Annotated in this window: 16 protein-coding genes and 1 pseudogene; 15 read left to right on the forward strand and 2 right to left on the reverse strand. The window is 38.2% G+C overall.

Annotation, left to right across the window (positions count from 1 at the left end; all coding sequences use genetic code 11):
- Nucleotides 1-24: 24 nt before the first annotated feature.
- From mutS to hfq, 5 genes and pseudogenes are all read left to right on the forward strand, one after another.
- Nucleotides 25-2,663, forward strand: a pseudogene (mutS, locus tag J2S78_RS08040) (DNA mismatch repair protein MutS).
- A gap of 15 nt (nt 2,664-2,678) precedes the next feature.
- Entirely contained in the window at nt 2,679-4,544 is a 1,866-nt protein-coding gene (gene mutL / locus J2S78_RS08045) for a DNA mismatch repair endonuclease MutL (RefSeq protein ID WP_306897636.1), read from the forward strand.
- 355 nt (nt 4,545-4,899) lie between these two features.
- A complete protein-coding gene (locus J2S78_RS08050) occupies nt 4,900-5,685 on the forward strand; it encodes a class I SAM-dependent methyltransferase (protein ID WP_306897639.1) in 786 nt (261 codons plus the stop codon).
- Nucleotides 5,682-6,635 carry a tRNA (adenosine(37)-N6)-dimethylallyltransferase MiaA gene (gene miaA, locus J2S78_RS08055; RefSeq protein ID WP_306897640.1) on the forward strand — a complete coding sequence of 318 codons (954 nt, stop codon included), beginning with the start codon at nt 5,682-5,684 and terminating at the stop codon, nt 6,633-6,635. Before J2S78_RS08050 ends, miaA begins: the two co-directional genes overlap by 4 nt.
- 25 nt (nt 6,636-6,660) lie before the next feature.
- Complete coding sequence (hfq, locus tag J2S78_RS08060) at nt 6,661-6,915, forward strand: RNA chaperone Hfq (protein WP_125556406.1); 255 nt, start codon at nt 6,661-6,663, stop codon at nt 6,913-6,915.
- A 61-nt stretch (nt 6,916-6,976) separates the two neighbouring features.
- On the opposite strand, the gene J2S78_RS08065 is transcribed toward hfq, so the two are convergent.
- A complete protein-coding gene (locus J2S78_RS08065) occupies nt 6,977-7,954 on the reverse strand; it encodes a tyrosine-type recombinase/integrase (RefSeq protein ID WP_306897643.1) in 978 nt (325 codons plus the stop codon).
- Nucleotides 7,955-8,081: 127 nt separating this feature from the next.
- On the opposite strand from J2S78_RS08065, the gene J2S78_RS08070 reads away from it, so the two are divergent.
- The 6 genes from J2S78_RS08070 to J2S78_RS08095 all read left to right on the forward strand — a co-directional run bounded on the left by J2S78_RS08070 (nt 8,082) and on the right by J2S78_RS08095 (nt 13,904).
- Nucleotides 8,082-8,996 (forward strand): AAA family ATPase, encoded by a 915-nt coding sequence (locus J2S78_RS08070; RefSeq protein ID WP_306897644.1) that lies wholly within the window; start codon nt 8,082-8,084, stop codon nt 8,994-8,996.
- An 11-nt stretch (nt 8,997-9,007) separates the two neighbouring features.
- Nucleotides 9,008-10,261: a GTPase HflX gene (gene hflX, locus J2S78_RS08075; RefSeq protein ID WP_306897646.1), complete on the forward strand. Its 1,254-nt coding sequence runs from the start codon at nt 9,008-9,010 to the stop codon at nt 10,259-10,261.
- Nucleotides 10,262-10,276: 15 nt separating this feature from the next.
- Nucleotides 10,277-11,542 carry a methionine gamma-lyase family protein gene (locus J2S78_RS08080; protein ID WP_306897647.1) on the forward strand — a complete coding sequence of 422 codons (1,266 nt, stop codon included), beginning with the start codon at nt 10,277-10,279 and terminating at the stop codon, nt 11,540-11,542.
- A 97-nt stretch (nt 11,543-11,639) separates the two neighbouring features.
- Entirely contained in the window at nt 11,640-12,038 is a 399-nt protein-coding gene (locus J2S78_RS08085; protein ID WP_306897649.1) for a MerR family transcriptional regulator, read from the forward strand.
- A 74-nt stretch (nt 12,039-12,112) separates the two neighbouring features.
- Nucleotides 12,113-13,465, forward strand: a complete 1,353-nt coding sequence (gene glnA, locus J2S78_RS08090; RefSeq protein ID WP_306897651.1) for a type I glutamate--ammonia ligase — start codon at nt 12,113-12,115, stop codon at nt 13,463-13,465.
- Between the two features lie 181 nt (nt 13,466-13,646).
- A complete protein-coding gene (locus J2S78_RS08095; RefSeq protein ID WP_306897653.1) occupies nt 13,647-13,904 on the forward strand; it encodes an atypical membrane-integrating protein (Mistic protein) in 258 nt (85 codons plus the stop codon).
- Nucleotides 13,905-13,932: 28 nt separating this feature from the next.
- On the opposite strand, the gene lexA is transcribed toward J2S78_RS08095, so the two are convergent.
- Nucleotides 13,933-14,556, reverse strand: coding sequence for a transcriptional repressor LexA (gene lexA / locus J2S78_RS08100; protein ID WP_125556392.1), 624 nt, complete (start codon nt 14,554-14,556; stop codon nt 13,933-13,935).
- Nucleotides 14,557-14,713: 157 nt separating this feature from the next.
- Here lexA and J2S78_RS08105 point away from each other — a divergent pair, with 157 nt between their 5' ends.
- The 4 genes from J2S78_RS08105 to tkt all read left to right on the forward strand — a co-directional run bounded on the left by J2S78_RS08105 (nt 14,714) and on the right by tkt (nt 18,208).
- Nucleotides 14,714-14,899, forward strand: a complete 186-nt coding sequence (locus J2S78_RS08105) for a hypothetical protein (RefSeq protein ID WP_306897656.1) — start codon at nt 14,714-14,716, stop codon at nt 14,897-14,899.
- A 24-nt stretch (nt 14,900-14,923) separates the two neighbouring features.
- A complete protein-coding gene (locus tag J2S78_RS08110) occupies nt 14,924-15,589 on the forward strand; it encodes a YneB family resolvase-like protein (protein WP_306897657.1) in 666 nt (221 codons plus the stop codon).
- 145 nt (nt 15,590-15,734) lie between these two features.
- The gene (locus J2S78_RS08115) at nt 15,735-15,974 is read left to right on the forward strand and encodes a DUF896 domain-containing protein (protein WP_306897658.1); all 240 of its coding nucleotides are present in this window, start codon (nt 15,735-15,737) and stop codon (nt 15,972-15,974) included.
- 236 nt (nt 15,975-16,210) lie between these two features.
- Nucleotides 16,211-18,208, forward strand: a complete 1,998-nt coding sequence (tkt, locus tag J2S78_RS08120) for a transketolase (protein ID WP_306897660.1) — start codon at nt 16,211-16,213, stop codon at nt 18,206-18,208.
- The last annotated feature ends 128 nt before the right edge of the window (nt 18,209-18,336 follow it).

The following is an 18,336-nucleotide window of genomic DNA, read 5'->3' on the forward strand; positions in this document are numbered from 1 at the left end:
TAACGAGTAGTGGAGGAATCAATTTTGTCAGAAGAAACGCCGATGATGAAGCAATATAAACAAATAAAATCCGAATATGAAGACACTTTTTTATTTTATCGGCTTGGTGACTTTTATGAACTCTTTTTCGATGATGCTATTAAAGCCGCACAAGAATTAGAAATTACACTTACGAGAAGAGGAAGCAAAAATGAGCAGCACATTCCTATGTGCGGTGTACCGTATCATTCAGCCGAGCATTATATATCGACGCTGATTGAAAGAGGATTTAAGATAGCCATTTGTGAGCAGGTCGAGGATCCAAAAACAGCTAAGGGTGTCGTCAAACGAGAGGTTGTTCAAATAGTTACACCTGGAACAGTGATGGAAGGAAAATCAATACAGGAAAAAGAGAACAATTTCATTGCTGCACTGTATCCTTTTTCAGGTCAAAGTGCTGCATTTGTAAAGGCCGATTTAACGACCGGAGAAACAACAGGTGCGGTTTTGAATGAAGATATTATTGAATGGAAGCGTGAAATACTGCGATCTGACATTAAAGAACTTGTCGTTCCATCTTTTTTTGAAGGCGAGGAACTAGCTATGTCGTCCATCGTTTTTTCAGAAGAAGATGACACAGAATTACAGTCGGAATTTAAACAATTAATAACCGGTAACGTTGATAAAAGATTAGAAACAGCATTTGCGATTTTGACAAATTACTTTAAACGCACCCAAAAAAGGGCGCTGGCTCACTTACAACCGTTACATGTTTACAATCCAAATGAGCGCATGCAGTTAGATTTACATTCACGCAGGAATTTGGAATTAACAGAAACAATGATGGAAAATAAAAAAAGGGCTCATTACTATGGCTGATGGATCAAACCGTAACTGCGATGGGTGGCAGGCTTGTGAAAAAATGGATAGAAGAGCCGCTATTGAACACAACCGATATTAATAACCGTCATTCCCTCGTGCAGTCCCTTTTGGATCATTATTTTGAAAGAGAAGAGTTAAGAGATCGGCTTCGTCACGTATATGATTTAGAGCGGCTTGCGGGAAAAACTTCTTATGGAAACGTTAACGCGCGGGAATTAGTTCAGTTGCGACGTTCACTGCAAGAACTCCCGGATTTGTTTCAGCTCTTAGAAAAACTGAACAATTCATACGTAGAAGAGTTAACCGAGCGGGCTGATGACTTTACCGAACTGCGTCAATTATTAGAAGAAAGTTTGACCGATGATCCGCCAATCTCTATTACAGAAGGTGGTCTAATAAAGACGGGTTATAATGCCAAACTTGACGAATATAAAGAAGCAAGCAGAAATGGGAAAGAGTGGATTTCAAGACTCGAACAAGAAGAACGAGAAGAGACAGGAATTAAATCGTTAAAAGTCGGTTTTAACCGGGTGTTTGGTTATTATATTGAAGTAACTAAAGCAAATATTCCTTTTCTGCCAGAAGGGCGTTACGAGCGTAAACAAACACTTACAAACGCTGAACGTTATGTCACTCCGGAGTTGAAAGAGAAAGAATCTCTCATTTTAGGGGCTGAAGAGCATAGCACTCAATTAGAATATCAACTATTTTTAGAAATAAGAGAGAAAGTGAAATCGTACTTGTATCCCCTTCAGCATACAGCTCGCATTGTTAGTGAAATAGATGTACTGCAAGGATTTTCCCTTGTGAGTGAGCGCCATCAATATGTTCGCCCTGAATTTTCTCAAGAACACACACTTTCGATTCGAGAAGGACGGCATCCTGTAGTTGAGCAAGTATTAGACCGCGGGGATTATGTCGCAAATGATATTGATTTGGATAGCAATCAGCAGATGCTATTAATTACGGGTCCTAATATGGCAGGAAAAAGTACGTATATGCGTCAAATAGCACTTATCTCTATTATGGCACAATCAGGCTGTTTTGTACCGGCACTTTCTGCCAATTTACCTGTATTTGATCAAGTGTTCACGCGGATTGGAGCAGCGGATGATTTGTCTTCAGGTCAAAGTACTTTTATGGTTGAAATGTTGGAGACTAGACAAGCACTCTCATTGGCAACACCAGACAGTTTAATTCTTTTAGATGAAATAGGCCGTGGTACATCAACGTATGACGGTATGGCACTAGCTCAATCTATTGTCGAGTATATTCACAATGAGGTTGGTGCAAAAACTCTGTTTTCAACGCATTACCATGAGTTAACTTCGTTGTCCAATACCTTGGATAAGTTAAAAAATGTTCATGTACGTGCTGTCGAAGAAAATGGAGAAATAGTGTTTTTGCATAAGGTAGAACAAGGAAAAGCAGATCGAAGTTATGGTATTTACGTTGCAAAGCTTGCTGATTTGCCAAAAGACGTTCTCGAACGGGCCGAGACATTGCTTCATCAGTTTGAATCGAGTAATAGTTCGGCTAGAGATACCGTTACCGTTGAAAAAGAGGAGCATTTGTCTTCTAGTCAGGTGGAAAATACTATTCCGACGTCTATACAAAAACACGAAGAACAACCGGAACAATTAGCTTTGTTTCAACCCGAAGAACAATATTCTCACGAGGACAACGTGACAAAAGAAACAGAAACGATTATCAAAGATCTAAAACAAACGGATATTTTACGTATGTCACCAATTGAAGCTTTGGAAACTTTATATAAATATCAACAAAAATTACGATCATAAAAGGGGGATCGAGTAATGGCAGCGATAAAAAAACTTTCGGATGAATTATCAAATAAAATCGCAGCCGGGGAAGTCGTCGAACGCCCTGCGTCTATTGTCAAAGAATTAATTGAAAATGCAATAGATGCAAATAGCACCAGAATCGATATTCAAATTGAAGAAGGCGGATTATCTAAAATACGGGTTGTTGATAACGGAAGCGGGATGGAAAAAGAAGATGCCAAAATCGCATTTTTAAGACATGCAACGAGTAAAATACAAACGGAAAAAGACTTATTTAAAATAGCGACACTTGGTTTTCGCGGAGAAGCACTCCCGAGTATCGCTGCAGTCTCCAATTTAGAACTCGAAACAGGGACCGGTCAAGATGCTGGAACGTTAATTCGATATCAAGGAGGAAAACGAATCACTTTTGCGTCTGCGAAAGGTAGAAAAGGGACGGAAATAACGGTACGAGATTTGTTCTTTAACACACCAGCTCGGTTAAAATATTTGAAGACGATAAACACTGAAATTGGTAATATCAGTGATATTGTGAACCGTCTAGCCCTTGCTAATCCCTCCATATCCTTTAGATTGTCACATAACGACAGGCAGTTATTATTTACAAATGGCAACGGAGATATTCAAGCCGTTCTAGCTGGTATTTACGGTCGTCAAACTGCTAGCCAATTTTTAAAAATAAATAATCAATCGATGGATTATAAAGTAGAAGGTTATGTTGCAAAACCAGAAATAAACCGAGCCTCACGTCAATACATTTCCACCTTTATAAATGGCAGGTATGTGAGACATTATCCGCTAGTTAAAGCGATTGAAAATGCGTACCATACTTTGCTTCCAATTGGACGACATCCATTAGTTGTATTACACATCCAAATGGACCCAGTATTAATCGATGTTAACGTCCACCCGGCTAAACTAGAAGTTCGTATAAGTAAAGAAAAAGAATTGTTGAATATAATTGAAGAAGCAATAAGGACACAACTTACACAAGTAACATTAATTCCCGATGTTGATCAGTCGCGAACAAAACGACAAGTAACAGAACAAGTACCATTACATTTTGAACAACGAACGGCTTCATCTGAAAGACCGGAAGATTACCCAGTAAGTCAACAATTTTATGATACATCGGTTTCAACAAGCGCCCAACAACGGGAACCTTTACAAAATGTCACGAAAGAATCTTCACCAGCTGTGTCGTCAGAGCAGGAATATAACAGTTATCAAGATGATAGTGAGACTTTTGACGATGAATTAACGAATTCACCAGGTGTCGAACAATCAACACAAGATCGAGTACCAACGTTGGAACCGATTGGACAAATGCATGGGACTTATATTTTGACCCAAAACGAAAAAGGACTTTATATTATTGATCAACATGCTGCCCAAGAACGAATTTATTATGAATTTTATCGTGACAAAATTGGAGAAACGAACTCTCAAACCCAAGATTTAATTATTCCGTTAACGCTGGAGTTATCGCCAGAAGAGGATATGATTGTCCAATCGTATCAGAAGGAACTTGCAGAGGTAGGGGTTTTCTTAGAGCCATTCGGTTACCGCACTTATCGAGTGACCACTTATCCTGCCTGGTTTCCTAGTGGAGAAGAAGAAAGTACGATTAGGGAACTGTTAGAGCAATTAATGTTGGATAAAAAAATAAGTATTTCAAAACTAAGAGAAGATGCTGCCATACTCATGTCTTGTAAAGCAGCTATTAAAGCTAATCGTCATTTACGTGAAGATGAAATGATATCTTTAATTGAAAGTCTTCGTAAATGCGACATTCCCTTCACTTGTCCGCACGGCAGACCGATTATTATCCATTTTTCCAGTTATGACATGGAAAAAATGTTCAAACGGATTATGTAAAAGGAAATGCGTCCATAAAAATGTTCGAATCTTCGTCACATTTTCGGGAAAAATGATAAAGAGCGTCATGTTAAAATGAAACCAAAAGTTTTTGGAAGGGAAGTTTGTACATGACTGCCTTAGATCTTATTATCGTTTTAAGTGTGGCTGGTTTTGCTATCTTTATAAGTATCATAATGGCCATCTTCTTATTAAAACAATCACAATCCGACCACTAAAAAACAAAAGTTTTTAATCCCTTTATATGCGTATAGAGGGATTTTTTATAAGATCAGAAAAGATTGTGCTGATGCTACGGGTGTTCTGGTCATACTTGAATATATTGGAGCACACCTGAAAGAAGAAAGGATAATATATGATTCTGACGACAGCGAAATCAAGCTCATACGAAGAGAAGGAAGAAGCAAATCGATTGGCTGATAAATGGAATCTCCGTTTTGAACCGAGAAAAAAGAGGTCGTTAAATAAATGGATGAATGAAACGAATGAATCTATATATGTTATAGGAAATAAACAAGATAAACTATACCATCCTGATGCTACTCAACCATTTATGTTTCATCCAAGTATGGCTTGGATTCGATTTCAACGTCTTCAACAAGGCGGTACTGACCCGATGATTGAAGCGATGCAATTACACGTTGGTATGTCATGTCTTGATGCAACGATGGGACTAGGCTCAGATAGTGTTCTTATGAGTGCAGTAGCAGGGAAACAAGGAAAAGTGGCAGCTATTGAATCACATCCGTATATTGCTCATCTAGTTAGGAAAGGCTTGAATCATTGGGAGGAAGATGATGAAGCATTTAATAAAGCAATGAGGAGGATTAATGTAAGAACAGGAGAACATCTTGATTTATTACATAAACTGCCGGACAATAGTTATGATATCATTTATTTTGATCCAATGTTTGAGCAACCAGTCTTGAATTCGGTTCATTTAGGACCATTACGAAAGTTTGCGGTGAACGAATCGCTGAAAAAAGAAGCTATTCAAGCAGCAATCAGGGTAGCTAAAAAACGCGTGGTTGTAAAATGTTCAAACCTTTATGAGGATCTTGCTTCGTTTGGTTTTATGTTCAGTCGCAGAAAAGGGGCTTCCTTTTCTTATGCTGTTTTTCGAAAAGGAGAAGAGGGATGAGTAAAGATAAAGTGATTGTTATAGCAGGCCCTACAGCAGTGGGGAAGTCAGAAGTAGGAATGCAACTTGCCTCATATTTCAATGGGGAAATTATAAGTGGAGATTCTATGCAAATTTACAAAGGTCTTGATATAGGAACAGCAAAAGTATCAAAAGCAGAACGCAATCAGATTCCCCACCATTTTGTTGACGAATTAACGCCGTCTGATACTTATTCTGCTGCTGATTTTAAGCAAGCAGCAGCGGAGAAAATCAAAGAAATAAATAGTAAAGGAAAAGTTCCTTTTATCGTAGGCGGAACCGGGTTTTACATACGTGCGGTAACAAGAGACTTGGAATTTCAAGATGCACCATCTGATGCATCATTTCGCAAAAACATGGAAAATATTGTAGCAGAACAAGGTGTATCCGTTTTGCATGAACAATTGAAATCTGTGGATGAAGAGAGCGCTCGTGTCATTCACCCTCACAATGTAAAAAAAATAATTCGTGCCTTGGAAATTTATCACTTAACGGGACATACCAAACAGTCATTTACAGAACAAGAAAATAAAGATTCACCATATGACCTTGTGATGATTGGTTTAACGATGGATAGGGACAACCTTTATGCTCGTATCAACCAACGAGTAGATGAGATGGTCGATAAGGGAATCATTGATGAAGCTAGGTGGTTGTTTGAAACATTCCCTCCCGAATCTCAGGCTGCACAAGCAATCGGTTATAAAGAGTTTTTTCCGTATTTTAGAGGTGATTGTTCCATGGACTCGGCTGTTTCACAGTTGAAAAAAAATTCACGGCATTATGCCAAACGACAGCTCACTTGGTTTCGTAATAAAGAAGATGTGGAATGGTTTGAAATGACATATGAAAATAAACATGAAAAAATACAAAAAATGATTCGGTTTATAGAAGGAAAATATTATATATCGTCGAATAGTAGTAATTAGAGAATGATGAGGGGGACGAATTGAAATGAAACAGCCGGTAAATATTCAAGATCAATTTTTAAACACTTTACGTAAAGAAAAAATCCCTGTCACCGTTTTTTTACTTAACGGTTTCCAATTGAGAGGCCATGTAAAAGCATTCGATAATTTTACGGTTGTATTGGACAGTGACGGGAAACAACAGTTGGTTTACAAGCACGCAATCTCTACTTTCGCACCGCAACGTCAAATCTCAATACAGTTGGAACCAGATACTGAAAACGCATCAACGAAGACATAAGTATATATTGTATGTTGATAGGATTAATAAAAAGCTTTCGGTATAGACCGGAAGCTTTTCCCTATTTTTGACTAATGTTTTCTACATATTCGATATATTTGTTCAGGGTAAGAATAGTATTTAATCCAAGTTTCTCTTTCAATTGTTTTGTCGTGTACCCTTTTTCTAACGAACGAACAATAAAAGTATTACGAAAATGTCTTGCAGAAATAGAACGGTTAATACCAACCCGTTTTCTTTCTTCTCTTATCATCTTCTGAATGGCGATTTCTGTTAAATGTTTTGGCATATCTAATTCATAACTCCACCGATAAGTTTGACGTTGAAAGTCAAAAGCGACGAATAAAGGGTGGTGTTCCATAAACGGACGTATTACGGCAGGTATAGCCTGTAGATAATGATATAACAACGTTTGATCTTTTTTAGATAATGAAATGACACGGGGATTACCGGTGTTTTCGGAAATGGATAAATAGCCCTGCCCCTGATTAATATCTCCGATTGTTAACGATGATAACTCATGTAACCTTAATCCATGATATAAAAACCAGTGTATGATGACCAAATTTCGAGGAGCAAGCATAGGTCTTGCGGCCTTTTGTTTATCAGATAGACCGAGGTCAGATTGTATGCCGTCTATCAGCTTTTTTTCTTCTCCTCGTTTCAATAATTCATCAGCGTGTAATTCGTTCCATATAGAATCATCTAAAGACAGAGAAGCCATCGGGTTTATATTCATCTTACCTGATGTTTTTAAAAAAGAAATATATTGTTTAAGAACTGTTTGTATTCTTTTTAATGTACGTATTTGATATTGTCTGTTTGATTCCAATATGTAAAAATATCCTTCTACAATATGCGGGGTGATGGAAGAGGTTTTACACACTGCATCTTCTCCCGAAGTTATTGCGATATACCGAAAGAAATCAGTTAAATCATATCGGTATCGAATAATGGTACTTTCCTTACGCCCGTGTGTCATCAAATGATTAAGGAATTTTTCAGCATCTGAAGGCAAATTAAAACCTAGTCTAGTCATTAAAAGTCAGCCCTCTTTTCTACGAGGTTTTGATTTCATTATAGCAGATAGTGCAATCACCAATCAGCTCTTTGTGCGTATAATATGGGTAAAAGCCCGTATTCTTTAGAAAGAGGGGATTTCTGTGATGGTACACACAAAAGGCCGGGAGAAAATACAAATAACGCTAACTGCAACGGACAAAGAATTATCAAAGGAAGAAAAAACGTTGCTTTCTCCTGATCAGCATTATCCCTTGCTAAAAGCAGAAAAAAAACTAAGCGGTATGATTGGAATGCAACACGTTAAGGATTTTATTAGAGAAATGTATGCCCTTGTTTATGTAAATGAAAGCAGAGCGAACCTAGAGCTTGAAACGACACAGCAAAATTACCATATGCTTTTTATAGGTAATCCAGGAACTGGTAAAACAACGATTGCAAGAATTATGGCAGATATGCTTAAAGAAATGAAAATTATTGAAAAAGGGCATTTTATTGAAGCGGATAGAGCAGATCTGGTTGGAGAATATATTGGTCAAACGGCTCAAAAGACGAAAGATATAATAAAAAAAGCAGAAGGGGGTATTCTTTTTATCGATGAAGCCTATTCTTTGGCACGTGGAGGAGAGAAAGATTTTGGACGGGAAGCTGTTGATGCATTAGTGAAAGCAATGGAAGATAATCAACACAAGTTTATCCTTATACTTGCTGGGTATCCAGAAGAAATGAAACAATTTTTGAAGTTAAATCCCGGGTTGCCTTCAAGGTTTCCCAACACTTTAACCTTTCAAAATTTTTCCGGTTCCGATATGCTTGAATTGAGTAAACGAATGATGGCAGAAAAAGACTATCAACCAACGGAATCGTTGTTGAATAAGCTTCACAGTCATTTCCAAACCCTAGACTATCCTTATGTCAGTCATAATGGAAGATATGTTCGTAACCTAGTGGAACGAATGATAAGGCAGCACGCTCTTCGTCTGCTCGAACAAGGAGAACAATTAAATAAAAAAGTATTGATGACCTTAGAAACACGCGACTTACTAATTTATGAGGAATAAGGAGTGCATATATGAAGGAAAAAGTTATTATTGTAGGGTGTCGGTTTCCTAAAATGAATGAACAACAATTTCAAATGTCGATGGAGGAGTTAAAAGCACTTGTTAATACAGCCCAAGGTGAAATCGTCGGAGAAATTGTTCAACTTCGTGATCGACCGGAGCCGGCTACGTACATCGGAAAAGGTAAAGTATCTGAATTAATCGAAAAAGTAACGGAAACAAAAGCAGATTTAATTGTGTTTAATGATGAACTATCGCCGGGTCAGGTTCGGAATTTGGATAGAGAAATGAATGTACGAGTGATTGATAGAACTCAAATGATACTTGACATTTTTGCGAGTAGAGCTCATACGAAAGAAGGAAATATTCAAGTAGAGTTGGCACAACTGTCTTATTTGTTACCACGTCTAGCAGGTCAAGGTCACACCTTATCTAGACTTGGGGGCGGCATAGGAACACGAGGGCCCGGTGAAACAAAATTAGAAACAGACCGCCGTTATATATTGAAAAAGATGGACGATTTAAAGAAGCGATTAGCGGATGTTCAAGCTCATCGTGAAAGTTATCGAAAACAACGACGCAATAATAAAACAGTTCAATTTGCTCTTGTAGGATATACCAATGCTGGTAAATCAACGTTATTGACTAAGTTGTCTGGTGCCCAAACGTTTCAGGAAAACTTATTGTTTGCGACGCTCGATCCTCTCACGAGAAAAATGACACTGCCTTCAGGTTATCCTGTTCTTTTAACAGATACGGTTGGCTTTATTAGAGATTTACCAACGACACTTGTGGCTGCTTTTCGATCAACACTTGAAGAGGTAAAAGAAGCAGACATATTGCTTCATGTTGTAGATGCTTCTCATTCAGAAGCGCTATCGCAGATGCAAACAGTGGACAAGCTCTTAAAAGAATTAGATGCCCAATCTATTCCCGTTATTACTGTATTTAATAAAAGCGATCAATTACAGGAAACAATAACATTTCCTGAGGCAGATAATCCTTATCTTTACTTGTCTGCTTATAACGATGACGATATTATGGCTTTAAGCGAATTAATGGAAAAAACTGTCAAAGAGCAGATGAACTATTATCAAGTAAAAATTCCTGTTCAAGATGGAAAGAGTCTCTCAGATATTCAACAGTATACAATGATTCAACAAGAACAGCTCGATGAAGAAACAAATTGTTTCGAATATAAAGGATATGTTCTAAAAGACCATCCAGTAAATGGAGTCATAAAAAAATACGTACAGGACGTGTAGAAAGTTGGTCATAGCATGAGTTTTTCACAAGAACTGCAATCGTTGTCTTTCGCAGCCCAAGCAAAAATTAAAGACAATATAACCGCTGTCGAACAGACGGCAGAAAAGAATCAAATGAAAATCTTACGTATATTTAAAGAAGAAGGTGTCTCTGCCTTTCATTTTCAATCTTCAACGGGATATGGATATGATGATACAGGTCGGGAAACGCTAGATCGTATATACGCTAAAATATTTGGAACCGAAATGGCTATCGTACGTCCCCAGTTCATATCAGGAACACATGCGATAACGGCTGCACTGTTTGGGGTTTTGCGTCCTGGAGATCATCTATTATATGCTGGGAAACCATACGATACGTTAGAAACGGCTATAGGAATATCTGGTAATGAAAAAGGCACAATGAAAGAATTTGGAATTTCAAGTCATGCTGCTCCTTTAGATAAACATGGTTATCCCGATGCCGATACGTTAGTAAATCATTTACAAACCAACACTAAAGTTGTGGCATTGCAGCGTTCTAAAGGTTACGCTGATCGCCCATCTATGAATATAAGTTATATAAAAGATATTATTGCTAAATTGAAAAAGGTAAAGCCGGACCTTATTATATTCGTCGATAATTGTTATGGAGAATTCGTGGAAGAAATAGAACCAGGTCATGTCGGTGCTGATTTACTAGCTGGATCTTTAATAAAAAATCCAGGAGGCGGTTTGGTACGGACAGGAGGGTATGTTGCAGGAAAAGCAGATTATATCGAACAAGCCTCCGCTCGTTTCGCAGCACCAGGAATAGGTTTAGAAGGGGGGGCTACTTTAAATAGTTTATTAGAAATGTATCAAGGAGTGTTTATGGCTCCTCATGTTGTGTCCGAAGCCTTAAAAGGAGCGCATTTCACCGCATCACTGTTAGAAGAAGCAGGTTTAAAAACCGTCCCCGCGTCGAACGAATCAAGGACTGACCTTATTCAAGCTGTTATGTTTGAAAATAAGGAGAGAATGATTCGTTTTTGTCAGGCAATTCAAGAAGCATCGCCGGTTGATTCCAGGGTTACCCCTCAACCATCTGCTATGCCTGGCTATGAGGATGAAGTTATTATGGCAGCCGGGGCATTCATTCAAGGCTCAAGCATAGAGCTTTCGGCGGATGGACCAATTAGAGCGCCTTATACTGCATATGTTCAAGGCGGTTTAACGACTGCTCATGTTAAATTTGCAGTTATGTATGGATTAGAAACCTTAATGAAAGAGCAATTAATTGAACTCCCGTCATTTCAGTAATATTAAAATTTGATGTGAAAATAGTTAACATGCTATTGACTAAAAACCTCACATCATGTAGGATTAACTTAACTTCTTAGGGAAAGGAGGCAGCCAGATGAATGATCATATCCGGCGTAATATGCCTTTATTTCCTATCAGCATCGTGAAGAAACTGACGGAGTTGTCTGCTCGTCAAATTCGCTATTACGAAGAGCATGGATTGATTTATCCTTCAAGATCAGAAGGAAATCAACGATTATTCTCGTTTAATGATGTAGACAAACTGTTGGAAATCAGAAGTCTGATTGAAAGAGGCGTGAATCTATCAGGGATTAAAGAAATCTTTGAACTTCGCGCTGAGAAAACACACGATAAGCCAGCTTCTGCTTTGAAGAATACAGAAAGCATGAGTGATAAAGAGCTTCGTCAACACTTGCAAAAAGAAGTGATGATGGCTGGTGCACAAGGAAAATCATCTATGATTCAAGGGCAGCTTTCACGATTTTTCCATTAAGAGAGATGAATATTCTTTTGTTCATTAACAAAAGATTTCATATTATTTTTATTAAAAGAGAGGAGTCTCAAAACATGGCCAATAGTTATACAAAAAAAGACATTCAAAAAATGGCTGAAGAAGAAAACGTAAAATTTATTCGTTTACAGTTTACGGATTTACAGGGAATTATTAAAAACGTAGAAATACCGGTAGATCAACTTGATAAAGCACTTGATAACCTAATGATGTTTGACGGATCTTCTATTGAAGGTTTTGTTCGAATTGAAGAATCTGATATGTACTTATATCCGGATCTTGATACATGGGTTGTATTTCCATGGACACCGGAAAAAGGCAAGGTTGCACGCCTTATTTGCGACATATATGAACCAGGACCTCCTGGGGCAGAGCCAACACCATTTGAAGGGGATCCGCGCGGCGTATTGAAGCGTGTATTGAAAGAAGCAGAAGATCTTGGCTTTACTGACTTTAATATTGGACCAGAGCCGGAATTCTTCCTCTTCAAAAACGATGAAAACGGCGAACCGACAATGGAATTGAATGATAAAGGTGGTTATTTTGACCTTGCTCCAACGGACCTTGGTGAAAATTGCCGTCGTGATATTGTATTGGAACTTGAAGACATGGGCTTTGAAATCGAAGCTTCTCACCACGAAGTAGCTCCTGGACAGCATGAAATTGACTTTAAATATGCTGATGCGGTAACAACATGCGACAATATCCAAACATTTAAACTTGTTGTTAAAACAATTGCTAGAAAGCATGGACTACACGCAACCTTTATGCCTAAACCTCTATTCGGTGTGAACGGTTCCGGTATGCACTGCAATATGTCTTTATTTAAAGGGAAAGAAAATGCATTTTATGACAAGAAAACGGACTCTCAGTTGAGTGAAACAGCTATGCAATTCTTAGCTGGTATCTTAGAGCACGCTCAAGCGTTTACTGCATTGACTAACCCAATTGTTAATTCTTATAAGCGTCTAGTTCCAGGCTTTGAAGCACCAGTATATGTAGCTTGGTCTCTTAGAAATAGAAGTCCGCTTGTACGTATTCCGTCATCACGTGGAATGAGTACTCGTGTTGAAGTAAGAAGTCCGGACCCTGCAGCAAATCCATACCTTGCAATGGCATCCATGCTTGCTTCTGGACTTGACGGTATCAAGAGAAAACTAAGTGCTCCAGAGCCGACAGATCGTAACATTTATGTGATGGGTAAAGAAGAACGGGAAGAAGAAGGTATTAAAGACCTTCCTGCTGACCTAAGAGTAGCACTTGATAATCTTCTTGCTGATGAAACACTTGTTAATGCAATCGGCTCCCATGCTATTGAACACTTTGCTGAAGCAAAAGAAATTGAATGGGACATGTTCCGTTCCCAAGTTCACCCTTGGGAAAGAGAACAATTCCTTTCCACTTACTAAAAGCCAAAACCCTTGTCACTACTGATGGCAGGGGTTTTCTTTTTTATGTGAACAAACTTAAAAGTTACCCATAGAGTTGCCCATAAAATTTTTGAAAAGTAAAAGCCTGACATGTGTTGTTTTTAAAATATATCCTTATATATTTTTTCGTGTGATGGGAAAGATAGGATGGGTGATGTTTATGAAAGCTGATAAAAATGATTTCAAAAAGTACAGTGAAGCTATTGATAAGATACAAGAAGGAAATGAATCGATGATTGAACTGTTTAATGAATTAGAGGATGACGATCCGTTAATCAATTTTGGACATGATGTCGTTGAGAATATTGGAAAAGCAAAGGAAAAGTTTGGGGATGAAACGATAGATGAGAAAATTAATTCTGTCGTTCGTGAAATGCTTTCCTGGCTTCATTTAAACGATGAAGAAAACCCCGAATGAAAAATTCAACCGGGGTGTCGTTCTTTCATTAATGTAGTGTTCGAAATACACCTGTTACTTTACCGAGTATAGAACAATTATCCAAAATAATAGGTTCCATCGCAGCATTTTCTGGTTGTAGACGGATAAAATTATCTTCTTTATAAAAACGTTTCACGGTTGCTTCGAGTTCATCTGTCATTGCAACAATAATGTCTCCATTATCTGCCGATTGTTGTTGTTTCACAATGACTAAATCGCCGTCGTATATCCCAGCCTCAATCATACTTTCCCCTTGAATAGTTAAGACGAATACTTTTTCATCCGAAACCATACGATCTGGTAGAGGTATATACTCATCTATGTTTTCAATCGCTGTAATTGGTTCCCCTGCTGTTACTTTACCCAACACAGGGACATAAACAGCTTGACTCTCCGAAATAGAAATTTCTGAATCCTCAAGTTCGAGCACTTCAATAGCTCTTGGTTTAGTAGGGTCACGACGGATGTAACCTTTATTTTCGAGTCTTGATAAATGTCCGTGAACGGTAGAGCTGGATGCTAGACCGACAGATTCCCCAATTTCACGAACAGAAGGAGGATACCCTTTAAGTTTAACTTCATCTTTTATATAATCTAGAATCTGCTGCTGGCGCTTTGATAACTTGGGCATAAGCTGCACCTCATTTTCTATATTTTATTGGATTCATTGTAACATGCAAAACATATGTGCGCAAACACTAGTTCTAATTTTCGCTTGACGGGAACAATAGTTCTGTTATACTCTTTGTATAGAGAACAGATATTCTTATTTTTGGAGGTTGATTGTAATGATTTCAAAAATAAAAGAGTTAAGCAGTCAAGAATGGGCCATATTAATCCTTTTTATTTTTTCTATTATAGCTCTTATAGCAACAGTAGAATGGGTTGACAACTCGGATCTAGACAGCAGCTATGTTCATGAAGTAGAAGATGTAGAGGACGATGTGATAACCTATAAATGGACGAGCAATTGATGATAAGTAGATTGAGGGGAAAAAATGAAGACTTGCATTATTTATTGTCGTGTTAGTACGAACAAACAAACGCAACAGACATCTTTAAAACGTCAGGAAAATGAATTGATTCAATTGGCTGAACGGAATCAATGGAATATAAAAGAACGAATAGTAGAAGAAGGAAGTGGCTATTCACTAGAAAGGGAAGGATTAATTGAGGTACTTGAGCTTTTTAATAGTGGTGAAGCTGATGTACTTTGCATTCAGGATGAAACGAGACTTGGACGTGGGAACGCCAAAATCGCCATCCTTCATCAATTATTTAATATGAACATTCCTATATACACGGTTAGGGATGAAGGTGTCTTGGCACTTTCAGAAAATGACAGTATGTTAATGGATATTTTGTCTATGGTGGAAGAACAGCAGCGCAAGTTACATAATTTAAAAATAAAAAGAGGAATGAATAATGCAATAGCAAACGGATATCAGCCTGAATATAATTTTGCTGACAGGCATAGTGGAGGTCGCAAGAAGAAAGAAGCCCCGATAGAGGAAATTGTACGTTTGCGTAAACGTGAACTACCATTTTATGATATTGCTACTACATTAAGAGGTCTTGGCTATGATATTTCCAAAGCTACTGTCCACAGAAGATATAAAGCTTATATAGATGAACAAACGGAACCTATTTCTAAATGGGAGTAATTCTTTAGGTGAGTTTGTGTCATAACTTTTAAGAGCAATTGATTCTTTCTCATCGTAAACAAAACGATTTGCCTTCCACTTGGATTTTGTTTTACATTAATATTATAAGTAGTAAAGATGAATGAGGGAGGTTTAATATCAACCTATGCTTTCTCAAGAAAAGATAGCACGTATAAATGAACTGGCTCATCGTTCTAAAACAACTGGTTTAACAGAACAAGAGGAAGAAGAACAGCATAATCTTCGAAATGAATATTTGTCTAAATTTCGTTCATCGTTTAAAAGTCAGCTCCAATCTGTCAAAGTAGTTGATCCAAAAGGTGAAGATGTTACGCCAAGTTCGTTGGATAAGGCCAAAAAGAATAATCCAAATAATCGTCAATGATAATACATGACAACGCATAACCGGATATAATGTTAAAAGACCTGATGTTAATATCGTCAGGTCTATTTATATGATTAATAAAAAATGGAAGAACAAAATCGATACAATTAGAAAGAAACGATGTAGGGGAGATGTAGAAGTTAAACGAAAATTCGCTTGTACAAATATTGAAATACGTTTATGATAAAAAACGTAGGATATCATACATAGTGAAACGCTTGAAAGGAAGGGAAAATATGACTTCGAAAAAAGTAGAAGAATTAGCTATTAATACGATTCGTACGTTATCGATTGATAGTGTAGAAAAAGCGAATTCAGGACACCCGGGATTACCTATGGGTGCAGCACCGATGGCATATGTACTATGGAGTAAATTTATGAACCATAACCCAGCAAATCCTGAATGGCATAACCGAGATCGTTTTGTCCTTTCAGCAGGTCATGGGTCAATGCTGCTATATAGTTTGCTTCACTTATCGGGCTATGATTTATCACTAGAGGAATTAAAAAACTTTCGCCAGTGGGGAAGTAAAACACCGGGGCATCCTGAAGTAGGTGATACGCCAGGCGTTGAGGCTACAACGGGTCCATTAGGTCAAGGTATTGGCATGGGTACCGGTATGGCAATGGCTGAACGTCATTTAGCTGCAACGTACAATACAGATAGTCATTCAATAGTGGACCATTATACTTATGTATTGTGCGGTGATGGAGACTTGATGGAAGGGATTTCAGCAGAGTCTGCATCATTGGCTGGTCACTTGAATCTCAATAGATTAATTATTTTATATGATTCTAATGACGTTTCATTAGATGGAGATTTGAATCAAGCATTTTCAGAAGACGTGATGAAACGTTACGAAGCATACGGTTGGCATACGATATTAGTAAAAGACGGAAATGATGTAAACGAAATTGAAAATGCAATTGCTGAAGCTAAACAATCGGATAGACCTTCTCTTATTGAAGTAAAAACAGAAATTGGATATGGTTCTCCTAACAAAGGCGGAAGCAGTGCAGCTCATGGTGCTCCCCTTGGTGGAGACGAAGTCAAACTTGCAAAACAGATGTATAAATGGGAGTTTGAGGAAGATTTTCACGTTCCAGAAGAGGTCCGTGCACATTTTGCAGATGTGAAAGCCGAAGGTGCTAAAAAAGAGCAAGAATGGAACAAAGAATTTGATGAGTATAAGAAACAGCACCCAGAACTTGCTGCCCAATTTAGTCGAGCTATGCGTGGCAACCTTCCGGAAGGTTGGGAAAAGGAACTGCCTGTATATGAAAATGAAAAGGCTGCGACTAGAGCAATCTCCGGTGAAGCGCTTCAAACACTATCAAAGTCTGTTCCTTCTCTCTTCGGCGGTTCAGCTGATTTATCGGGATCGAATAAAACGTTAATTAAGGAAGAAAATGACTTTTCATTTAACAATTACAAAGGACGTAATATTTGGTTTGGAGTGCGTGAATTCGCCATGGCTGCAGCGGCTAATGGGTTAAAACTTCACGGAGGAGTCCATCCTTATGTTTCCACCTTTTTAGTATTTTCTGATTACTTACGTCCGGCTTTGCGTTTAAGTGCACTAATGGAACTTCCGGTAACGTATGTGTTAACACATGACAGTATCGCAGTCGGTGAGGATGGACCAACCCATGAACCGATAGAACAAACGACCTCGCTTCGGGCGATACCGAATTTGAATGTGATCCGCCCGGCAGATGGAAACGAAACGGTGGCCGCTTGGAAAGTAGCTTTAGAAAGTGAAACAACACCTACGGCCCTTATTTTGACTAGACAAGGGGTTCCTACACTTCCTGGTACTGCCGAAAAAGCAGAAAAAGGTGTGCAAAAAGGAGCTTATGTGTTGGTCGAAACAGAAAAACGTCCAGATGTTTTACTACTAGCTGCGGGTTCTGAAGTATCTCTTGCTGCAAATGCCCAGGAAGCTTTAGAAAAAGAAGGTGTAAAAGCCAATGTCATCAGCATGCCGAACTGGCACGCTTTTGACCAACAACCTCAAGATTATCAAAGAGATGTTTTACCAGAGGGTGTGCCTGCCCTTGCTATCGAAATGGGAGCTTCTCATGGTTGGCACAAATATACAGGAGCATATGGAGCTGTACTTGGTATTGATACATTTGGTGCTTCTGCTCCTGGGGATCGAAATATTAAAGAATTTGGATTCAGTGTGGACAACGTGGTTGCTAGAGTGAAAACGTTGCTAGATTCTAAATAAAACGATACAAAAGAAAGAGATTGCCGTTATCTAGGCAATCTCTTTTAAGTTATTTGAAGTTCTACTCGATTCGCTCTTTATATCGAAGAAAATATAGGGTTTCGACAAAAACAGTTTTTTTATTTTCA

It is taken from the genome of Salibacterium salarium (genome assembly GCF_030813635.1).
GTDB lineage: Bacteria > Bacillota > Bacilli > Bacillales > Marinococcaceae > Salibacterium > Salibacterium salarium.

Coding starts and splice junctions, on each gene's coding strand:
- J2S78_RS08095 (WP_306897653.1), top strand. CDS start 13,647: ATGAAAGCTGATAAAAATGATTTCAAAAAGTACAGTGAAGCTATTGAT.
- J2S78_RS08080 (WP_306897647.1), top strand. CDS start 10,277: ATGAGTTTTTCACAAGAACTGCAATCGTTGTCTTTCGCAGCCCAAGCA.
- J2S78_RS08065 (WP_306897643.1), bottom strand. CDS start 7,954: ATGACTAGACTAGGTTTTAATTTGCCTTCAGATGCTGAAAAATTCCTT.
- glnA (WP_306897651.1), top strand. CDS start 12,113: ATGGCCAATAGTTATACAAAAAAAGACATTCAAAAAATGGCTGAAGAA.
- J2S78_RS08110 (WP_306897657.1), top strand. CDS start 14,924: ATGAAGACTTGCATTATTTATTGTCGTGTTAGTACGAACAAACAAACG.
- J2S78_RS08115 (WP_306897658.1), top strand. CDS start 15,735: ATGCTTTCTCAAGAAAAGATAGCACGTATAAATGAACTGGCTCATCGT.
- lexA (WP_125556392.1), bottom strand. CDS start 14,556: ATGCCCAAGTTATCAAAGCGCCAGCAGCAGATTCTAGATTATATAAAA.
- J2S78_RS08085 (WP_306897649.1), top strand. CDS start 11,640: ATGAATGATCATATCCGGCGTAATATGCCTTTATTTCCTATCAGCATC.
- J2S78_RS08105 (WP_306897656.1), top strand. CDS start 14,714: ATGATTTCAAAAATAAAAGAGTTAAGCAGTCAAGAATGGGCCATATTA.
- J2S78_RS08070 (WP_306897644.1), top strand. CDS start 8,082: ATGGTACACACAAAAGGCCGGGAGAAAATACAAATAACGCTAACTGCA.
- tkt (WP_306897660.1), top strand. CDS start 16,211: ATGACTTCGAAAAAAGTAGAAGAATTAGCTATTAATACGATTCGTACG.
- hflX (WP_306897646.1), top strand. CDS start 9,008: ATGAAGGAAAAAGTTATTATTGTAGGGTGTCGGTTTCCTAAAATGAAT.
- mutL (WP_306897636.1), top strand. CDS start 2,679: ATGGCAGCGATAAAAAAACTTTCGGATGAATTATCAAATAAAATCGCA.
- hfq (WP_125556406.1), top strand. CDS start 6,661: ATGAAACAGCCGGTAAATATTCAAGATCAATTTTTAAACACTTTACGT.
- miaA (WP_306897640.1), top strand. CDS start 5,682: ATGAGTAAAGATAAAGTGATTGTTATAGCAGGCCCTACAGCAGTGGGG.
- J2S78_RS08050 (WP_306897639.1), top strand. CDS start 4,900: ATGATTCTGACGACAGCGAAATCAAGCTCATACGAAGAGAAGGAAGAA.